Annotated in this window: 17 protein-coding genes; 9 read left to right on the plus strand and 8 right to left on the minus strand. The window is 67.2% G+C overall.

The annotated features are described in order from the left end of the window. Window positions 1-55: 55 nt before the first annotated feature. The 3 genes from G7Z99_RS10245 to G7Z99_RS10255 are packed head-to-tail and all read right to left on the minus strand — an operon-like array spanning window position 56 to window position 1,086. The gene (locus tag G7Z99_RS10245) at window positions 56-388 is read right to left on the minus strand and encodes a hypothetical protein (protein ID WP_181093591.1); all 333 of its coding nucleotides are present in this window, start codon (window positions 386-388) and stop codon (window positions 56-58) included. Further along, window positions 385-765 (minus strand): phage holin family protein, encoded by a 381-nt coding sequence (locus G7Z99_RS10250; RefSeq protein ID WP_181093592.1) that lies wholly within the window; start codon window positions 763-765, stop codon window positions 385-387. Before G7Z99_RS10250 ends, G7Z99_RS10245 begins: the two co-directional genes overlap by 4 nt. A gap of 9 nt (window positions 766-774) precedes the next feature. Further along, window positions 775-1,086, minus strand: coding sequence for a DUF883 family protein (locus G7Z99_RS10255; protein ID WP_181093593.1), 312 nt, complete (start codon window positions 1,084-1,086; stop codon window positions 775-777). Between the two features lie 300 nt (window positions 1,087-1,386). Between G7Z99_RS10255 and G7Z99_RS10260 the strand changes: the two genes are divergently transcribed. From G7Z99_RS10260 to G7Z99_RS10275, 4 genes are all read left to right on the plus strand, one after another. Further along, window positions 1,387-2,595 carry an ammonium transporter gene (locus G7Z99_RS10260; protein WP_181093594.1) on the plus strand — a complete coding sequence of 403 codons (1,209 nt, stop codon included), beginning with the start codon at window positions 1,387-1,389 and terminating at the stop codon, window positions 2,593-2,595. Window positions 2,596-2,683: 88 nt separating this feature from the next. Then, window positions 2,684-2,920, plus strand: coding sequence for a glutaredoxin family protein (locus tag G7Z99_RS10265; RefSeq protein ID WP_181093595.1), 237 nt, complete (start codon window positions 2,684-2,686; stop codon window positions 2,918-2,920). 79 nt (window positions 2,921-2,999) lie between these two features. Continuing rightward, window positions 3,000-3,329, plus strand: coding sequence for a transcriptional regulator (locus G7Z99_RS10270; RefSeq protein WP_181093596.1), 330 nt, complete (start codon window positions 3,000-3,002; stop codon window positions 3,327-3,329). Between the two features lie 31 nt (window positions 3,330-3,360). After that, window positions 3,361-4,248, plus strand: a complete 888-nt coding sequence (locus G7Z99_RS10275; protein WP_181093597.1) for a pseudouridine synthase — start codon at window positions 3,361-3,363, stop codon at window positions 4,246-4,248. Window positions 4,249-4,734: 486 nt separating this feature from the next. Here G7Z99_RS10275 and G7Z99_RS10280 read toward each other — a convergent pair whose 3' ends face one another. Together G7Z99_RS10280 and acnA are read right to left on the minus strand one after the other, a co-directional pair. Further along, window positions 4,735-6,300 (minus strand): methyl-accepting chemotaxis protein, encoded by a 1,566-nt coding sequence (locus G7Z99_RS10280; protein ID WP_181093598.1) that lies wholly within the window; start codon window positions 6,298-6,300, stop codon window positions 4,735-4,737. Window positions 6,301-6,530: 230 nt separating this feature from the next. Next, window positions 6,531-9,272 carry an aconitate hydratase AcnA gene (gene acnA, locus G7Z99_RS10285; RefSeq protein ID WP_181093599.1) on the minus strand — a complete coding sequence of 914 codons (2,742 nt, stop codon included), beginning with the start codon at window positions 9,270-9,272 and terminating at the stop codon, window positions 6,531-6,533. A 249-nt stretch (window positions 9,273-9,521) separates the two neighbouring features. Here acnA and rlmM point away from each other — a divergent pair, with 249 nt between their 5' ends. After that, window positions 9,522-10,592 carry a 23S rRNA (cytidine(2498)-2'-O)-methyltransferase RlmM gene (gene rlmM, locus G7Z99_RS10290; protein WP_181093600.1) on the plus strand — a complete coding sequence of 357 codons (1,071 nt, stop codon included), beginning with the start codon at window positions 9,522-9,524 and terminating at the stop codon, window positions 10,590-10,592. A 70-nt stretch (window positions 10,593-10,662) separates the two neighbouring features. Here rlmM and dsbG read toward each other — a convergent pair whose 3' ends face one another. From dsbG to dsbD, 3 genes are read right to left on the minus strand one after another with little or no spacing between them, the layout of a single operon-like run. Continuing rightward, window positions 10,663-11,421: a thiol:disulfide interchange protein DsbG gene (gene dsbG / locus G7Z99_RS10295; protein ID WP_181093601.1), complete on the minus strand. Its 759-nt coding sequence runs from the start codon at window positions 11,419-11,421 to the stop codon at window positions 10,663-10,665. A gap of 2 nt (window positions 11,422-11,423) precedes the next feature. Further along, window positions 11,424-12,260 (minus strand): TlpA disulfide reductase family protein, encoded by an 837-nt coding sequence (locus tag G7Z99_RS10300; RefSeq protein ID WP_181093602.1) that lies wholly within the window; start codon window positions 12,258-12,260, stop codon window positions 11,424-11,426. Continuing rightward, a complete protein-coding gene (gene dsbD, locus G7Z99_RS10305; RefSeq protein ID WP_181093603.1) occupies window positions 12,260-13,978 on the minus strand; it encodes a protein-disulfide reductase DsbD in 1,719 nt (572 codons plus the stop codon). Before dsbD ends, G7Z99_RS10300 begins: the two co-directional genes overlap by 1 nt. Before the next feature lie 172 nt (window positions 13,979-14,150). On the opposite strand from dsbD, the gene G7Z99_RS10310 reads away from it, so the two are divergent. From G7Z99_RS10310 to pdxB, 4 genes are all read left to right on the plus strand, one after another. Continuing rightward, a complete protein-coding gene (locus G7Z99_RS10310) occupies window positions 14,151-14,834 on the plus strand; it encodes a response regulator (RefSeq protein WP_181093604.1) in 684 nt (227 codons plus the stop codon). After that, window positions 14,831-16,150 carry an ATP-binding protein gene (locus G7Z99_RS10315; protein WP_181093605.1) on the plus strand — a complete coding sequence of 440 codons (1,320 nt, stop codon included), beginning with the start codon at window positions 14,831-14,833 and terminating at the stop codon, window positions 16,148-16,150. Before G7Z99_RS10310 ends, G7Z99_RS10315 begins: the two co-directional genes overlap by 4 nt. A gap of 49 nt (window positions 16,151-16,199) precedes the next feature. Beyond that, complete coding sequence (tusA, locus tag G7Z99_RS10320; protein ID WP_181093701.1) at window positions 16,200-16,439, plus strand: sulfurtransferase TusA; 240 nt, start codon at window positions 16,200-16,202, stop codon at window positions 16,437-16,439. Window positions 16,440-16,501: 62 nt separating this feature from the next. Beyond that, window positions 16,502-17,644, plus strand: a complete 1,143-nt coding sequence (pdxB, locus tag G7Z99_RS10325; protein ID WP_181093606.1) for a 4-phosphoerythronate dehydrogenase PdxB — start codon at window positions 16,502-16,504, stop codon at window positions 17,642-17,644. Window positions 17,645-17,662 lie beyond the last annotated feature (18 nt).

Raw genomic sequence — 17,662 nt, forward strand, 5'->3', positions numbered from 1 at the left:
CGATCTCCGGTCAGGTGAAGGTCTGGCTGCCCGCGACAGGGCACGTGTGCAACGCTCAGTGTCGCTGGCGACGCGCCTGAAGCAGCATGCGCGCCAGGGGGATCAAGGTCGCGCCGATGCGCACCAGGCGCGTCAGCTTGCCGCCGCGCATGCCCTTGCCGGTCAGAAAGCCCAAGGCACTGACGGCGCTGACACCCCATAGCGGTGCATGGTTCAGGCCCATGCCACCTTGCAGCGAACTGCCCATGGAACGCAAGCGGTGCAGCGGCGACAGCAAGTGCGACGTCTCCTGACGGATTTCCTGACGGTGCATTTCCATGCGCAGGCGCAGCAAGGCCTTGCGCAGTTCGCGGGGGTCGCGTGAATCGGGAAGAGTAGGCAGGCTCATGGCAACAGGCGCTCCCGGTCCTTGGCAAGTTCTTCGAGGGTGGCGTGGAACGGCGACGACTCATCGAACACGGCAGCTTTCAGGCGCAGGCCGCAGAAGAGCGTGGCCAGGGCGTAGAAGATGCACAGGCCGATGATGCCGGTCAGGCGGTAGGTGTCCCATACCAGTACCAGCAGCAAGCCCGACAGTGCGCACAACAGCAGCAGCGCGAACAGCAAGCCCAGGCCTGCGAACAGCAGCAACCTCAGCGAACGGGTCTTCTGTTCCTGCAGTTCGATGCCGAACAGTTCCAGGTGACCATGCAGCAGGCCGAGTACGGAAGCGCCGAGGCGCCGAGCCGTCGAGGCACTGCCGGTCTCCACTGTTTCCTTATCCATGGAGGTTCCTTAGCGGCGATTGGCCAACAGACCGATCAGCAGACCGACGCCAGCAGCGATGCCGACCGCCTGCCAGGGTTTTTCGCGGATGTACTCATCGGCGACGCACAGCACTTCCTCGCCACGCTGGCGGACGGTGTCGTGGGTCGATTCGAGGGTCTGACGGGCTTGCAGCAGGCGCTCTTCGATCTGGCCGCGCAGCTCGGTGGCCTGGTCGCCAGCGATGTCGGCGGTGTCGGTCAGCAGCTTTTCGGTGTCACGGATCAGCGTCTGGATGTCGTCCCGGAGGATGTCTTGTGCCTGCTTTACCGAAGTGGTCATGCGTGTCTCCCTGCAGAAGTATGTGGAGGGTTCGAGTCTCGGACCGCTTCGAAGGTTCAGCCCAAGGCCTTGGTACAGCGTTTGCTTTGTCCTTGCGCAAAATCTTAGATGCCGCACCGGATGCGTGCATGGTTTTTCACGCACAAGGATCACGTTCCTCCCAAAACGGCCCGGTCTGGTCGTCGGCCTGCTTCCTGTTCGCGCCCGTATACGTCAGTGTCGTTCGGGCCTGGCACTGAAACGGTGCGATAGGGCAGGTGAATGATCGGTAAAGGTGCCTTTTTTTCAGGTAGACCTTCGATGGAATCACTCCACACGGCCACGGGCGCGCTCGTTCACGGGGCCAACACGCTGTTTCTTCTCATGGGCGCCATTCTGGTGCTGGCCATGCACGCAGGCTTCGCGTTTCTCGAGGTCGGTACGGTGCGGCACAAGAACCAGGTCAATGCCCTGTGCAAGATCCTCAGCGATTTCGCCGTCTCGGCCATGGCCTACTTCTTCGTCGGCTACTGGGTCGCCTATGGCATCGACTTCATGCGACCGGCCGCCGTGCTGACCCAGGACCAGGGCTATGCCCTGGTCAAATGCTTCTTCCTGCTGACCTTCGCGGCGGCGATCCCGGCCATCATTTCCGGCGGCATCGCCGAGCGTGCGCGTTTCGCCCCGCAGCTGTGCGCCACAGCGTTGATCGTGGCGCTGGTCTACCCCAGCTTCGAAGGCATCGTCTGGAATGGCAACCTGGGTGTGCAGGCCTGGCTCACGGCCCGTTTTGGCGCACCGTTCCACGATTTCGCAGGCTCGGTGGTGGTGCATGCCATGGGCGGCTGGCTGGCGCTGGCTGCGATCATCCTGCTGGGCGCGCGTCGCGGACGTTACCGAGAGGGTCGGGTGGTGGCCTTCGCGCCGTCGAGCATCCCGTTCCTGGCCCTGGGCTCGTGGATCCTGATCGTCGGCTGGTTCGGCTTCAACGTCATGAGTGCGCAGACCTTGGAAGGGGTCAGCGGGCTGGTGGCGATCAACTCGCTCATGGCCATGGTCGGCGGAACGCTGGCGACGCTGCTGGCCGGTCGCAACGACCCTGGCTTCCTGCACAACGGCCCATTGGCGGGTCTGGTGGCCGTGTGTGCCGGGTCGGACGTGATGCACCCGGTCGGTGCACTGGCCACCGGCCTGATCGCAGGCGTGCTGTTCGTCTGGAGCTTCACGGCGGCGCAGAACCGCTGGAAGATCGATGACGTGCTGGGTGTCTGGCCGTTGCACGGTTTGTGCGGCCTCTGGGGTGGCCTGGCCTGCGGGGTATTCGGCCTGACAGGCCTGGGCGGCATGGGAGGCGTCAGCCTGATCAGCCAGGTGATCGGCAGCCTGGCCGGCGTGCTGGTGGCGCTGGTCGGCGGCTTCGTCGTCTATGGCGCGATCAAGTGGATGCACGGTCTGCGCCTGGATCAGGAGCAGGAGTTCCAGGGCGCGGACCTGGCCTTGCACCGGATTGGCGCCACCAGCCAGGACTGAGCGGTCCGGTCCCTGCGGCGGGCGGTCGGTGCAAGCGGCTGTCGATGGGCTTAGACTGAGGGCTGCTCTGTCGTCGGAGAGGCTGGACATGCCACCTGAATGCCAGTTGTTCGCAACCCTGGGGTGCCACCTGTGCGAGGTGGCCGAAAACTTGCTCATGCCCTGGGTCGACCACGGCCTGCTGGTCGAGCTGGTCGACATCAGCGAGCACCCGGAGTGCATCGAGCGCTATGCCTGGCGCCTGCCGGTGCTGCGTCGGTGCGACACGGGTGCCGAGCTCGACTGGCCGTTCGACGAGGCGCAGATCGCCAGCTTTCTGCGCTGAGGGGGAGGCGTTGCCGTTTGACGTTGCCGGGCAGGCTCTCTATCCTGTATGCCTATACAGTGAAGGTGGTAGAGAACCGATGGTCAATGTCGAGCAATTGAAGTACAGCGTCAATCGCATGGAGGTGGACAGCGTCCTCGAGGCGGCGCTGGAGCTGCGCCTCGACGGCCTGGTGGTCGGTGAGCGCACGCCGTTCGGCAAGGTGCACTTCAACACCTGTTTCGCCGAGGTCGAGGCCTTGTTCCAGCGCGCCGGTTATCATCGGCCGCTCGATGTGGTCGGTTACGAAGGGCAGGTCTATGCCTTGTACGACCCCAGCCGCTGGGAGGCCGTGCAGGTGCTGCGCTGGCTCAAGGAGCGCAGCGAGACATCGCCGAACGCTGGTTGCCCCGTCGCGCTTGGCGGATAATGCCGCGTCTTTTCGTCACCGAGTCATTGCCATGTCCGCGCCGTTCGACCCCGCCTTGCAGCAAGCCAGCACGGTCTGCCTCCCGCCCGGTGCATGGAGCACCGTGCTCGATTGCCTGAGCGAGCATTTCAAGGCCGTGGGCCGGGAAGGGTGGCTCGACCGTTTTCAGCGGGGTCGCGTGCTCGATGCCGCAGGCCAGCCGGTGCCGGCGGACTTGCCCTATCGCCGCGGTCTGCGGCTGCATTATTTTCGCGAAGTGCCCAACGAGCGCCCGATTCCGGTTCAGGAGGTCATCCTGCACGTCGACGAGCACCTGGTGGTGGTCGACAAGCCGCATTTTCTGCCGGTGACGCCGACGGGCGAGTACGTCGAGCAGACCTTGCTGCGCCGCTTGATCCGTCGGCTGGACAATCCGCACCTGGTTCCGCTGCATCGCATCGATCGTCACACCGCCGGGCTGGTGCTGTTCTCCAGCAACCCCCAGAGCCGCAGCGCCTACCAGCGGCTGTTTCCCGAGCGCCGTATCGACAAGCAGTACCAGGCCATCGCCCCGGCCTTGCCCGACCTGCCAGTGCCGTACGTCCACACGAGTCGGCTGGCCCATGGGGAACCGTTCTTCCGCATGCAGGAAGTGCCCGGCGTGGCGAACAGCGAAACCCACCTCCAGGTGCTGGAAAAGCGGGGTGAGTGGTGGCGCTACGGGCTGTCCCCGGTGACGGGCAAGACGCACCAGTTGCGGGTGCACATGGCCGCGTTGGGGGCTGCGATTCAGTACGATCCGTTCTACCCGACCCTGGTCGCGCAGGCCGATGACTACCAGAAGCCGTTGAAACTGCTGGCGCAAGGGTTGAGTTTCGTGGATCCCCTCACAGGGGAAGAGCGGGCATTCGACAGCGCGCTGACCTTGGACTGGGCCTGATAGGACGCTGCCTTCGACACACGGAGGTGTGTTCAGTCGAGTCGCCTGTCTGTGCACTGGCGCCGCCTGCATCGCGGGCAAGCCCGCTCCCACAGGGTGCCAGTCAATGGGCTGATACCGGGCAGAGTTGCTTGGAATGAGGACCAGTGGGAGTCCGCCCGCCGCCTTGGCGCCGACGGTAGCTGGCAGGATCCGGAGCTTTATTGCTGATCGATTTAGGGCCGCTTTGCGGCCCATCGCGGCCGGTCCGGCGCCCCGGCAGGGGCCGCTCCTACACCCGTAGTCCCACCGCGGGGTTGCAAGCTATCGCAGTCACCTGTGGGAGCGGCCCCTGTGCCGCGATTGGGCCCGCAGGGCCCACAAAATCCTGAAATTATTCCTTTTAAAATCAACAAAATATCTTATGTTCTATGAGAGCTGGCTTGCCAGCGATGAGGCCCTGTCATGCACCGCCTCAATCACTGGCCAGCCCACTGCCTTTCGCACCTACCGGTTGAACCGCTCGACCAGCGAATACTGACCCGTCGCCGTGCGCGTCAGCTCCTCGCTCAGCAGCGCCGAGCTCTGGGCCTGTTCCGAGGTCTGGTCGGCCAGTTGTGCGATGGTGGTGATGTTGCGGCTGATCTCGTCGGCCACGGCGGTCTGCTCTTCGGTCGCGGCGGCGATCTGGGTGGTCATGTCGGTGATGTGCGCCACCGCATCGCTGATGCCCGACAACGCCCGGTCGGCTTCCATCACCCGTGCCACGCCTTCTTCGGCCTGACGATGCCCGGCCTCCATGGTCAGCACCGCGTTGTTGGCGGTCTGTTGCAGCTTGGCGATCAGCGCATGGATCTGCCCGGTGGACTCGGCCGTGCGCTGCGCCAGCTGGCGCACTTCATCGGCAACCACCGCAAAGCCACGGCCCATCTCGCCTGCCCGTGCCGCTTCGATGGCGGCATTGAGTGCCAGCAGGTTGGTCTGATCGGCAATGCCCTTGATCACATCGACCACGCCACCGATCTCGTCGCTGTCCTTGGCCAGTTGCGTGACTGTCTGCCCCGTCTCGCCCACGGCGGTGGACAGGCGCTCGATGGCTTCGCGGGTTTCCCCGGCGATCAGGCGGCCTTCGCCAGTCAGGCGATTGGCCTGCTGCGTGGCATCGGCCGTGCGCTGCACGTGGGTCGCCACCTCCTGGGTGGTGGTCGCCATCTGGTTGACGGCCGTGGCCACCTGCTCGGTTTCCACACGCTGGCGCTCAAGGCCGGTCGAACTCTGGTGCGCCAGGGCATCGGACTGCTTCGCCTGCTGGCTCAGGTGCTCGGCACTGTCCTGCAGGCGGGTCAGGCAGGTCTTGAGGCGAGCATCCTGGCTGAGCATGGCCATTTCCAGGCGGGCCTGCACGCCGCGGCTGTCGGTGTACATCTGCGCGATCAGGGCATCGGAGGTGGTCTGCTCGGCCAGGCGCAGCAGGCGCTTGAGGCCGCGCTGCTGCCAGCTCAGGCCCAGCAGCCCCAAGGGCACGCTCGACGCGGCTGCCAGGGCGAAGCCCCAGCCCTGGCCCATCCAACTGCCGATCAGGAAACCGATCTGGCTGACCAGGATGAACGGCAGCCAGTTCTGCGCCACGGGCAGCCAGGTGTCCCGACGCGGCACGGCGGACTTGCCCTGGGCCAGACGCTGGTACAACTGCTCGGCGCGGCGGATCTGCTCGGCCGTGGGCTTGACGCGCACCGATTCGAAGCCGATCACCTGGTCCTTCTCGAAGATAGGCGTGACGTAGGCGTTGACCCAGTAGTGATCGCCCGACTTGCAGCGGTTCTTGACGATGCCCATCCAGGGCTGACCCTGCTTGAGCGTCTGCCACATGTGGGCGAAGACGGCTTGCGGCACGTCGGGATGGCGGACCAGGTTGTGCGCCGCACCGATCAGCTCATCGCGCGTGAAACCGCTGATGTCGATGAAGTCATCGTTGCAGTAGGTGATGACCCCTTTGGCATTGGTCGTGGAAATCAACCGCTGCTGGGCAGGGAAAGTCCGTTCTCTCTGGGTGATCGGTTGGTTGTTACGCATCTGCTGTTCTATCCGCGAAGGCTTTGAACAGCTATCGGCACCCCTGCGCGTTTGTTGAGCGCGATTTCGGGAAAAGTTCCCAGGCAATGGCCTTTTTTTCGAAGGGCAGAATGCCATACAGAGGCGGGTATGGGCCGAAGGCAGGGCAACGATGATGGCCGAGTCGTACGAGACGATGACGGCGTCCTCCCCGGGCCGCAAGACGGCCCCGGGAGGCGAAGCAGGCCGCCTTACTGTGCGATCAGCTGGCGCAACACGTAATGCAGGATACCGCCGGCCTTGAAGTACTCCACTTCATTGAGCGTGTCGATCCGGCACAGCACCTCCAGCTCACGCACCTGCCCGTCTTCCTGGATGATACGCAGGGGTAGGCTCATGCCAGGGCGGATCGTCGCCTCGCGCAATCCGCCTACATCGATGCGTTCCTTGCCGGTCAGCCCCAGCGATTGACGGTTGTCGCCCGTCTTGAACTGCAGCGGCAGCACGCCCATGCCCACCAGGTTGGAGCGGTGGATGCGCTCGAAGCTCTCCGCCAGCACGGCCTTGACCCCGAGCAGGTTGGTGCCCTTGGCGGCCCAGTCACGGCTCGAGCCGGTGCCATACTCCTGGCCTGCGATCACCACCAGCGGCGTCCCTTCGGCCTGGTAGCGCATGGCGGCGTCGTAGATCGCCAGTTTTTCCCCGCTGGGAACGTGCAGGGTGTTACCCCCTTCCTCACCGCCAAGCATCTCGTTGCGAATACGGATGTTGGCGAAGGTGCCGCGCATCATCACCTCATGGTTGCCCCGACGCGAGCCATAGGAGTTGAAGTCGCGCGGCTCCACGCCCTTGTCACGCAGGTAGCGACCGGCCGGGCTGTCGGCCTTGATGTTGCCGGCAGGGGAGATGTGGTCGGTGGTCACCGAGTCCCCCAGCAAGGCCAGGATGTGCGCGCCCTGGATGTCATCGATGGCTGGCGGCGGCCCGGCGATCTCGTCGAAGAACGGCGGGTGCTGGATGTAGGTGGAGTCGTCCTGCCAGACATAGGTGGCCGCCTGGGGTACCTCGATGGCCTGCCATTGCGCGTCGCCGGCGAACACCTCGGCGTATTCCTTGTGGAACATCTCGGTGTCGACCTTGGCCACGGCATCGGCGATTTCCTGCTGTGTCGGCCAGACATCACGCAGGTAGACCGGCTGACCGTGGGTGTCCATGCCCAACGGGTCCTGCGTCAGGTCGACGCGCACGCTGCCTGCCAGGGCATAGGCGACCACCAGGGGCGGGGAGGCCAGCCAGTTGGTCTTGACCAGCGGGTGCACGCGACCTTCGAAGTTGCGGTTGCCCGACAGCACCGACGCCACGGTCAGGTCTCCCTGGGTCACGGCCTGTTCGATGGCCTCGTCCAGCGGCCCGGAGTTGCCGATGCAGGTGGTGCACCCGTAGCCGACCAGGTCGAAGCCCAGGGCATCGAGGTAGGGCGTCAGGCCGGCGGCCTGGAAGTACTCGGTCACCACCTTCGAGCCGGGAGCCAGGGAGCTCTTGACCCAGGGCTTGCGTTGCAGGCCTTTCTCCACGGCCTTCTTCGCCACCAGCCCGGCGGCCATCATCACGCTCGGGTTGGAGGTGTTGGTGCAGGAGGTGATCGCCGCGATCACGACGGCGCCATCGCGCAGCACATGGGTCGCATCGCCCTGGGTGTAGCTGACCTCGCCGGCCTGATCGGCGCTGCCCACCGCTGCGCCCCCGCCGCCTTCGCTCTCCAGACGGCCCACGTCCTTGCGCGCCGGCTTGGGTTGCAGGTCGAGGAAGCTGTCGAAGGCTGCGGCCACGCGCGGCAGTTCGACGCGGTCCTGGGGCCGTTTGGGCCCTGCCAGGCTGGCCTGCACCTCGTTCATGTCCAGCGCCAGCGCATCGCTGAAGACCGGCTCCTGGCCGGGCAGGCGCCACAGCCCTTGGGCCTTGCAGTAGGCTTCCACCAGCTCGACGGTTTCCTGGGGGCGGCCTGACAGGCGCAGGTAGTCCAGCGTCACCTCGTCGACCGGGAAGAAGCCGCAGGTGGCGCCATATTCCGGTGCCATGTTGGCGATGGTGGCACGGTCGGCCAGCGGCAACTGCGCCAGGCCATCGCCATAGAATTCGACGAACTTGCCCACCACGCCCTTCTTGCGCAGCATCTGGGTCACGGTCAGCACCAGGTCGGTGGCGGTGATGCCTTCGCGCAGCTTGCCGGTCAACTTGAAGCCGATCACTTCCGGGATCAGCATCGACACCGGCTGGCCGAGCATGGCTGCCTCGGCCTCGATCCCGCCGACGCCCCAGCCCAGCACGCCCAGGCCGTTGATCATGGTGGTGTGCGAGTCGGTGCCGACCAGGGTGTCGGGGAAGGCGAAGGTGCGTCCGTCTTCTTCGCGGGTCCAGACGGTCCGGCCCAGGTATTCCAGGTTGACCTGGTGGCAGATCCCTGTCCCCGGGGGCACCACGCTGAAGTTGTCGAAGGCGCTCTGGCCCCAGCGCAGGAACGCATAGCGCTCGCCGTTGCGCTGCATTTCGATCTCGACGTTCTCGGCGAAGGCGTGGTCGCTGGCGTACTTGTCGACCATGACCGAGTGGTCGATCACCAGGTCCACCGGCGACAGCGGGTTGATGCGCTGTGGGTCGCCGCCCGCCTTGGCCATGGCGGCGCGCATGGCGGCCAGGTCGACCACGGCAGGTACGCCAGTGAAGTCCTGCATCAGCACGCGCGCCGGGCGGTACTGGATCTCGCGGTCCGAGCGCTTGTCCTTGAGCCAGCCGGCCAGGGCGTGCAGGTCGTCACGGCTGACGGTCTGGTCGTCCTCCCAGCGCAGCAGGTTCTCCAGCAGGACCTTGAGCGACATCGGCAGGCGCTGCAGGTCGCCCAACTCGCGCGCGGCGTCGGGCAGGCTGTAGTAGTGGTAGACGCGGTCTGCCACGGTGAGGGTCTTGAGGGTATTCAGGCTATCGAGCGAGGGCATTGCCAACTCCTTCTGCGCCGGTGCCCGGCACATCATGAAGTGTCGCCGGTGTCACCGCTCTGTATGAGGGTCCGCACGGCACGGACCAGGCTCAAGGGCCGGGCTGCATCGCCCGACCTGACCCTACACTGGACCGGTCGGGCAGGTCGCAGGTTCAGATCGGTTCCTTTATCATTCGCCGCCTTGTCGCCGCGGCTCTCGCGGTGGAACAAGGCGTGCGCCTGAGGCGCCGCCGTCGTGGAGTGAAAGATGGATACCCTGTTGATGCATTGCCGGCCCGGTTTCGAGGGCGAGGTCTGCGCCGAGATCAGCGAGCACGCCGCCCGCCTGGGCGTGCCGGGCTATGCCCGCAGCAAACCGCAGACCGCCTGCGCCGAGTTCGTGTGCCTGGAGCCCGGTGGGCCGGAGCGGCTGATGGGCGGCGTGCGGTTCGAGCAGCTGATCTTCATCCGGCAATGGGCCCGGGGGCGCTTCGTCGACCTGCCGGAGCAGGACCGCATCAGCGTGCTGCTCGAGCATCTGGCCGACCTGCCGGTGTGCGCGAGCCTGTGGCTGGAGGTGCTCGACAGCAACGACGGCAAGGAGCTGTCGACTTTCTGCCGCAAGTTCGAGGTCCCGCTGCGCAAGGCCCTGCTCAAGGCCGGTCGACTGGTCGAACAGGCCCAGGGGCTGCGCTTGCTGCTGACCTTCATCAGCGGGCGCCGGGTGTTCCTGGGCTTGGCCGAAGCAGGCAATTCGGCGCACTGGCCCATGGGCATTCCGCGGCTCAAGTTCCCTCGCGAGGCCCCCAGCCGTTCGACGCTCAAGCTGGAGGAAGCCTGGCACCACTTCATCCCCCGCGACGAGTGGGACGTGCGACTGTCCGACGACATGACCGGCGTCGACCTGGGCGCCTCGCCTGGCGGCTGGACCTACCAGCTGGTGCGCCGGGGCATGCTGGTGACCGCCATCGACAACGGGCCGATGGCCGAGAGCCTGATGGACACCGGCCTGGTCCAGCACCTGATGGCCGACGGCTTCACCTGGCAGCCCAGGCAGACGGTGGACTGGATGGTCTGCGACATCGTCGAGAAGCCGGCGCGCACCGCGTCGCTGATCGAGACCTGGCTGGGTGAGGGCCTGTGCCGCGAAGCGGTGGTCAACCTCAAGCTGCCGATGAAGCAACGCCATGCCGAGGTGCGACGGTTGCTCGAGCGCATGGAGGCAGGCTTCAAGGCGCGCAAGGTGCGGGTGTCGATCGCCTGCAAGCAGCTGTACCACGACCGGGAAGAGGTGACCTGCCACCTGCGGCGGCTGGACCTCAAGCCCCGCGCACGGTAAGGCGTGAGCAGGGCGCGCCGCGCCTTCGGTGCCGGCCCACGCGCCCTGCCCAGGGCGGTGCGCCAGGGGCCTACGGTTGTCCCAGCACCGCCGCCAAGCGTTCTTCGCCCGGCGCGCCCTGCAGGCTTTGCAAGCGGCCTTGCTTGTCTCGGTAGAAGATCGCTGGCGTCGCGCTCAATCCCAACGATTGCATCAGGGCCTGGTTGGCCTCCAACCGCTTGCCCAAGGCGGCAGGCACAGGCGCCAGCGGTGCCAGCGGGCTGCTCCTGCCCGCCTTCTCATGGTCGGCCAGGGCCTTGGCCGGATCCTTCGCGGCCAGCAGCGCCGCCGACTTGCCCAGGCTGTCGGGGCGGATGATGCCGACCATCACGTGCCGCACCTGCACCTTGCCCGAGGCGACCCAGGGGCGTACCTGCTCCCAGAACAGGGTGCAGTAGGGGCAGTTGGGGTCGCTGAACACGTAGAGCGTCTGCGGCGCCTCGTCCTGGCCATCGGCGATCCAGGCCGACTGTGCCAACTGGCCCCAGACCGCTTCGCCCATCGGCCCGTACACCAGTCGCTCCAGGGGCTCGGCGCTCAGGTCCTGACCCTGGTCATCGAACAGCGTGCCGACCAGCACGTGCTGGCCGTCCGCGGTGAGGTACAGCGCCATGGCACTGTTCTGGTACTCGGCGGCGTAGCCCTGCAGGCCGCCGGGCGTCTCGAAGCGGCCCTTGATCACTGCGCCCTTGTCCTGCAACTGGCGGATCGGTTCGGGCAGCGACTCGGCATGGGCCAGCGAGGCGCACAGCAGGGTCGACAGCAGAGACAATCGTGTAAGCGAACGCATGATCAAGGTCCTTTGGAATCGGGGGCAGGCGGGGCCGCCTGCAGAAGGGGAAGCAGGGCATGGCGCAGGCTGGCGCGTGACAACTCGCCCAGGTGGCTGCCCACCAAGCGGCCATTGGCGTCGTAGAACAGGGTGGTCGGCAGCGCGCCCGAGCCGACCTGACGCCCCAGCTCACCCTGCTCATCGAACAGCACGTGCGACAGGTCCAGGCCGGCGGTCATCAGGAAGGTGCCGAGCAATTCAGGCGTTTCGCCCTGGTTGACCAGCAGAAAGGTCAGCTGCGGATAGGCACGTCGAGCGTCCTGCAGCACCGGCAGCTCGCGGCGACAAGGTGGGCACCAGCTGGCCCACAGGTTGACCACCAGCGGTCGCCCGGCATAACCCTGCAAGGGCACCGGCCGATGCTGCGCATCCTCGAGGGTCAGGTCGGGCAACCGGGTATGCTCCACCTGCCAGTGGCCGAGCAGGCCGCCCAGCGTCCACACGACCACGCCACCGAGCAGGCTCCAGGCCAGCGGACGACACGCGTGAGGCCTGCGCCAGGCGAACAGCAGGGCGGCGAGGGCGGCGCCCAGCACACCGGGTGCCATCAGGAAGCCGCCATCGCGCACGTCCAGGGCTTGCCAAGGGTCGGCCTGGTAACTGGACCAGTAGGCGACGACGAAGCCGATCCGCGCGCAGATCAGGCCCACCAGCAGCAGGTTGAAGACGGGTGTCCGGGTATCCACGTGGCCACGCCGGACCCACCACCCGCCGATCAGGCTTGCCACGACCAGCGCCACGAGCAGCACCAGATGATCGAAGGCCACTGTCAGAGGGCCAAGGTTCAGGCTCAACATCAGCCCTGGCTCCGGGTCTGCTGCCAGTGTGCGAGGAACGTCGCCGCATCGACCTGACCGGTCAGGCGACGGGCGCGACGCTCCTGCCCGTCGGGACCCAGCCAGATCAGCGTGGGCGGGCCGGGCACCTGATAGCGGCGCAGCAGCTCACGGCTGGCCTCGCCGTCGGTGGTCACGTCCAGGCGCAGCTGCCGTACACCGGCCAGGCTGGCCTGGACCTCGGCGCGGGCGAACACCTCGCGCTCCATGACCTTGCAGGCCGCGCACCAGGCGGCCGAATAGTCCAGCATGACCCATTGGCCTGCCTGACGCGCTGCGTCCAGTTCGCGCTGCAAGGCGGTCGGATCGCTGACGGTCGTGAACGCCTCGTAAGAGGCAGGCAACACGCCGGAAATGCCTGGCCCAGTGAACGGGTGCAGCGGCTGCCAAGGGTTATCGGCGCCTGCGCTGGCCCCGACCATCAGCAACGCGCCCCACAGGCCGGCGACCAGCCCCAGCGAGCGCAAGTGAGGCAGCGACTGCAGCGTCAGCCACAGGGCCCAGGCCAGTGCCAGCAGCCAGGCGCCGCACAGGGCCACCACCAGTGGTGCGGGCAGCAGGCTGCGAACGGTGTACAGCGCCATGCCCAGGAACACGAAGCCGAACACGCCCTTGACCCGGTTCATCCAGGCGCCGGGGCGGGGCAGGTAGCGGTTGCCCAGGGTCACCAGCAGCCACAGGGGCGCCCCCATGCCCAGGCCCAGGCTGAACAGCACCAGGGCGCCCTGCCAGGCATCGCCGCTCTGGGCGATGTACAGCAGCGCGCCGGCCAGCGGCGCAGTCATGCACGGCCCCAGCAACAGGCCGGACAACACACCCAGCAAGGCCGCGCCGTACAGGCTGCCGCCGCGGGCGCCCTGTCCGGCGCGATCGAGTCGGTCGCGCAGGGCCACGGGCAGTTGCAGCTCGAACGCGCCGAACATCGGCAGGGCCAGCACCACGAACAGGCCCGCCAGGGCGCCGAGCAGCCAAGGTTGCTGCAGCCACGCCTGCAAGCTGGCGCCCAGCAGGGCGGCCAGCACGCCGAGCGCTGCATACACCAGGGCCATGCAGACCACGTAGACCCCGGCCAGCAGCCAGCCACGGCGCGCGCTGGCGCCCGTGCCCAGCACCAACCCGGCCAGGATCGGCAGCATTGGCAGCGAGCAGGGGGTGAACGCCAGCAGCAGCCCCAGGCCGAAGAACGCCAGCAGGCTCCAGCCCAGGCCACGGCCGTCCAGCGTGCCGGCCAGACGCTGATCGTCGGCCAGGGCCGGCGTCGTGGCCGAGGGCGCAGTGCCGCCCAGTTCGATCACGCGGGTCTGCGGTGGGTAGCACAAGCCGGCGTCGGCGCAGCCCTGCCAGCCCAGGCGCAGTGAGCCGGTGGCGCTGGCGGGCAGGTCCAGGGTCAAGGCATGGCGGTAGATGGCCGATTCGCCGAAGAAAGCGTCGTGGTGCGTCGTCGCCGCTGGCAGCACCGGGCGTTGCTCGACGGGCAAGCCTTCGAACGACAGGCGCTTCTGGTACAGGTAGTAGCCGTCGCGGATGGCGAAGTGCAAGCGCATCTGGCCGTCGGGCAGCCGCTCCTGGCTGAACGCGAAGGCCTGATCGACCGGCAGGAAGTCCGGCTGACGATCGAACGGGTTGGCCTGCAGCGCCCCGGCGAGCGACAGCAGGATGAACAACAGCAGCGAGCGCATGACGAGCACCTGGATGAGACAAGACAGGGGGCATGCTCGGCAGGTGGGATTAACCACGGATTAATCGCTGCCTCGCCGGGCACATGCGGTCTTGTTTCCCCTCGGGTGCACGGCATAATCCTGGCTTAATTCGAGCCTGTTCCACTTCGTGTCCCGTTTCTGGAGGCCCAGCATGCACGTACTGCTTTGCGAGGATGACGACCTGATCGCCAGCGGCATCGTCGCGGGTCTGGGCGCTCAGGGGTTGGTGGTCGACAGGGTCGCCACGGCCTCGGCAGCGCGAGCCATGCTGCAGGCCGCGCGCTTCGACGCGATGGTCCTCGACCTCGGCCTGCCCGACGAAGACGGCCTCAAGCTGCTGCGACGCCTGCGCCAGCAGGGCGAAACCCTGCCGGTGCTGGTGCTCACAGCGCGCGATGCCGTCACCGATCGGGTGGACGGGCTGCAGGCCGGTGCCGACGACTACCTGCTCAAGCCGTTCGACCTGCGCGAGCTGGCGGCGCGGCTGCACACCGTCTTGCGACGGGTGGCCGGCCGCGCAGTCAACGTCATCGAACATGGCCCGTTGCGCTACGACCCCAGCCGCTGCGAGGCCAGTCTCGCCGGGCAGCCGGTCGACCTGTCGCGCCGTGAGCAGGCGCTGCTTCAGGCACTCCTGCAGAACCCGGGCCGTGTGCTGTCCAGCGAACAGCTCAAGGATTGTGTGTACGGGTTCGGCGACGAGGTCGAGAGCAACGCGCTCAACGTGCACATCCATCACCTGCGGCGCAAGCTGGGCAACGGTATCGTCGAGACCGTGCGCGGCCTGGGCTATCGCCTGGGGCCGGCGCAGCTGCCTGGCGCACCTGCGTCATGAGCCTGCGCCTGCGCCTGAGCCTGATCCTGGGCAGCGCCTTCATCGTCATCTGGGCCCTGGCCGCGGCCTGGATGCTGCGCGACTTGCGCCAGCAGATGATGTTCTCCCTCGACCAGCGTCTGGTCGCCTCGGCGCGCATGGTCGCCGGGCTGGTCGACCAGTTGCCCCAGCCGCTCTCGGCCCGGGACGAGGCGGCGCATTTTTCGGCCGACCAGCTCAGCGTGCCGGACGGCATGGCGTGCCAGGTCAGTTCGCTGCGCGGCGAGATCCTGGCCAGCAACCATGCGCACGACGGCACGATGGACACCCGGCGCAGCGGGTTTCTCGATCAGGTCATCGACGGCGTGAGCTGGCGCACCTTCAGTTACGAGCATGGGGATGTACGCATCACCACGGCTGACCGCCATGAGGAGCGCGAGGCGCTGAACCGCTCGATCCTGCTGGCCGCGTCCGCCCCGGTGCTGATGGCCCTGTTCGGCAGCCTGGGGCTGCTCTGGGTCGGCCTGGGCAAGGGGTTGGCACCCTTGCAGCGCATGCGCGACGCGTTGATGCGGCGCCGCGCCGACAGCGTCGAGCCGTTGCAGGTGGCCGGCATGCCCAGCGAGCTGCAGCCCTTGCTGGAGACCCAGAACCAGCTGTTCCGGCGCATTGCCCAGGCCTTGGAGCGCGAGCGTCGCCTGACCGACGATGCCGCGCACGAACTGCGCAGCCCGCTGACCGTCGTCAAGACCCACCTGCAAGTGGCCCGCATGACCGACGGCCCGGTGCGCGAGCAGGCCCTGGCCCATGCCGAGGAAGGCGCCGACCGCCTGCACCGAACCCTGGAGCAGCTCCTGTTGCTGGCCCGCGTCGAGGGCAGCCTGTCGTTCGACGATGGCCTCCAGTGCAGCGCCGCACAAGTGGTGCGCCAGGCCGTGCAGGACACCGGTGGCGACCCGCGGCGCATTCTGCTGCGCCTGCCCGACGAGGCCGCCCAGGTCTACCTGAGCATGCCGGCACCCTTGGCGGTGGCGGCGCTGCGCAACCTGCTGGACAACGCATTGCGTCACGCCGGCAGCGAGTCGCCCGTGGAGCTGGCCCTGCAGCTGAGCGGGGACCGCGCGGCCTTCGTCGTGCGCGATCATGGGCCGGGCATTCCCCAGGCGGACCTCGAACACCTGACCGAACGGTTCTGGCGCCATGGCCAGAGCAGTGGGTGCGGCCTGGGGCTGGCGATCGTCCAGGCCATCGCCCAGCGCTGCGCGGCGCACCTCGAGTTCGACAGCCCGGGCGACGGGTTGCGGGTGCGCCTGGAGGTCCCGGCGCGGGTTGGCTGATCGCCTGCGCATGAGCGACAATGGGGGCCCCTTCACGGAGCTGCCCATGATCGACCACACCCCTGATGCCGTCCTCGATGCCAGCGGGCTCAATTGCCCGGAGCCGGTGATGATGCTGCACCAGCACGTGCGCGACCTGGCGGCCGGCGGCCTGCTCAAGGTGATCGCCACCGACCCCTCGACGCGGCGCGACATTCCCAAGTTCTGCACCTTCCTCGGGCATGAGCTGGTGAACCAGCAGGAAGACGCCGGCACCTACCTGTACTGGATTCGCAAGAAGGACGATTGAGCACTCGGCTGGTCGGGCGTGCGCCCAGCGCCTACACTGCGCTCCCCTGACTGGAGAGCGCCATGCTGATTGTTGCCGACGAAAACATCCCGCTGCTCGACGCCTTTTTCGCAGGCTTTGGCGAGATTCGCCGTTACCCAGGGCGTGCCATCGACGCCGCCTGCGTCAAGGACGCCGACGTGTTGCTGGTGCGCTCGGTGACCCGGGTCGATCGTCACCTGCTGCAGGGCAGCCGCGTGCGTTTCGTCGGCACCTGCACCATCGGTACCGATCATCTGGACCTCGAGCATTTCGCCCAGGTCGGGATCCACTGGACCAGCGCGCCGGGCTGCAACGCACGGGGCGTAGTGGACTACGTGCTGGGCAGCCTGCTGACCCTGGCCGACCTCGAAGGCGTCGACCTGGCCACGCGCACCTACGGCGTGGTCGGAGCAGGCGAGGTCGGCGGGCGGCTGGTGCACGTGCTGCGTGGACTGGGCTGGAAGGTGCTGGTCTGCGACCCGCCACGCCAGGCCCGCGAGGGTGGCGACTTCGTCAGCCTCGACACGGTGCTCGCGCAGTGCGATGTGATCAGCCTGCACACCCCCTTGCTGCGCGACGGCCCGCACCCTACCTGGCACCTGCTCGGCGGCGCACAGCTGGCGCAGTTGCGCAGCGGCGCCTGGCTGATCAATGCCAGCCGCGGGCCGGTGGTCGATAACGCGGCGCTGCGTGAAGGGCTGCAGGCGCGTGACGACCTGCATGCGGTACTCGACGTCTGGGAAGGCGAGCCCCAGGTGGACCTGGCCCTGGCCGACCTGTGCACCCTGGCAACGCCGCACATCGCCGGTTACAGCCTGGATGGCCGCCAGCGCGGTACGGCCCAGGTCTACCAGGCCCTGTGCCGTTGGCTGGGCCGGGCGCCGCAGGTGCACCTGGCTGCCCTGCTGCCTGCGCAGGCGCTGACCGAACTGACTTTCGACGGCGCCGCCGATCCGGCCTGGGTGCTCTCGACCCTGTGCCGCGCGGTGTACGACCCGCGTCGCGACGATGCGGACTTCCGCCGCAGCCTGAGCCGCGACGTGGCCGCGCAGAAGGCCGGGTTCGATCGGTTGCGCAAGCAGTATCCGCCGCGTCGGGAGATCGAAGGGCTGCGCGTGAAGGTGGCGGGGCAGGGGGAGGCCGTAGCTGCACTGGCGCGGGCGTTGGGGGCGCAGGTGGTATGAAGCGCTGTCGGGGGCGAT

Origin of the sequence: Pseudomonas entomophila, from assembly GCF_013523165.1 — a bacterium.
GTDB classification, from domain to species: Bacteria; Pseudomonadota; Gammaproteobacteria; order Pseudomonadales; family Pseudomonadaceae; genus Aquipseudomonas; species Aquipseudomonas entomophila_A.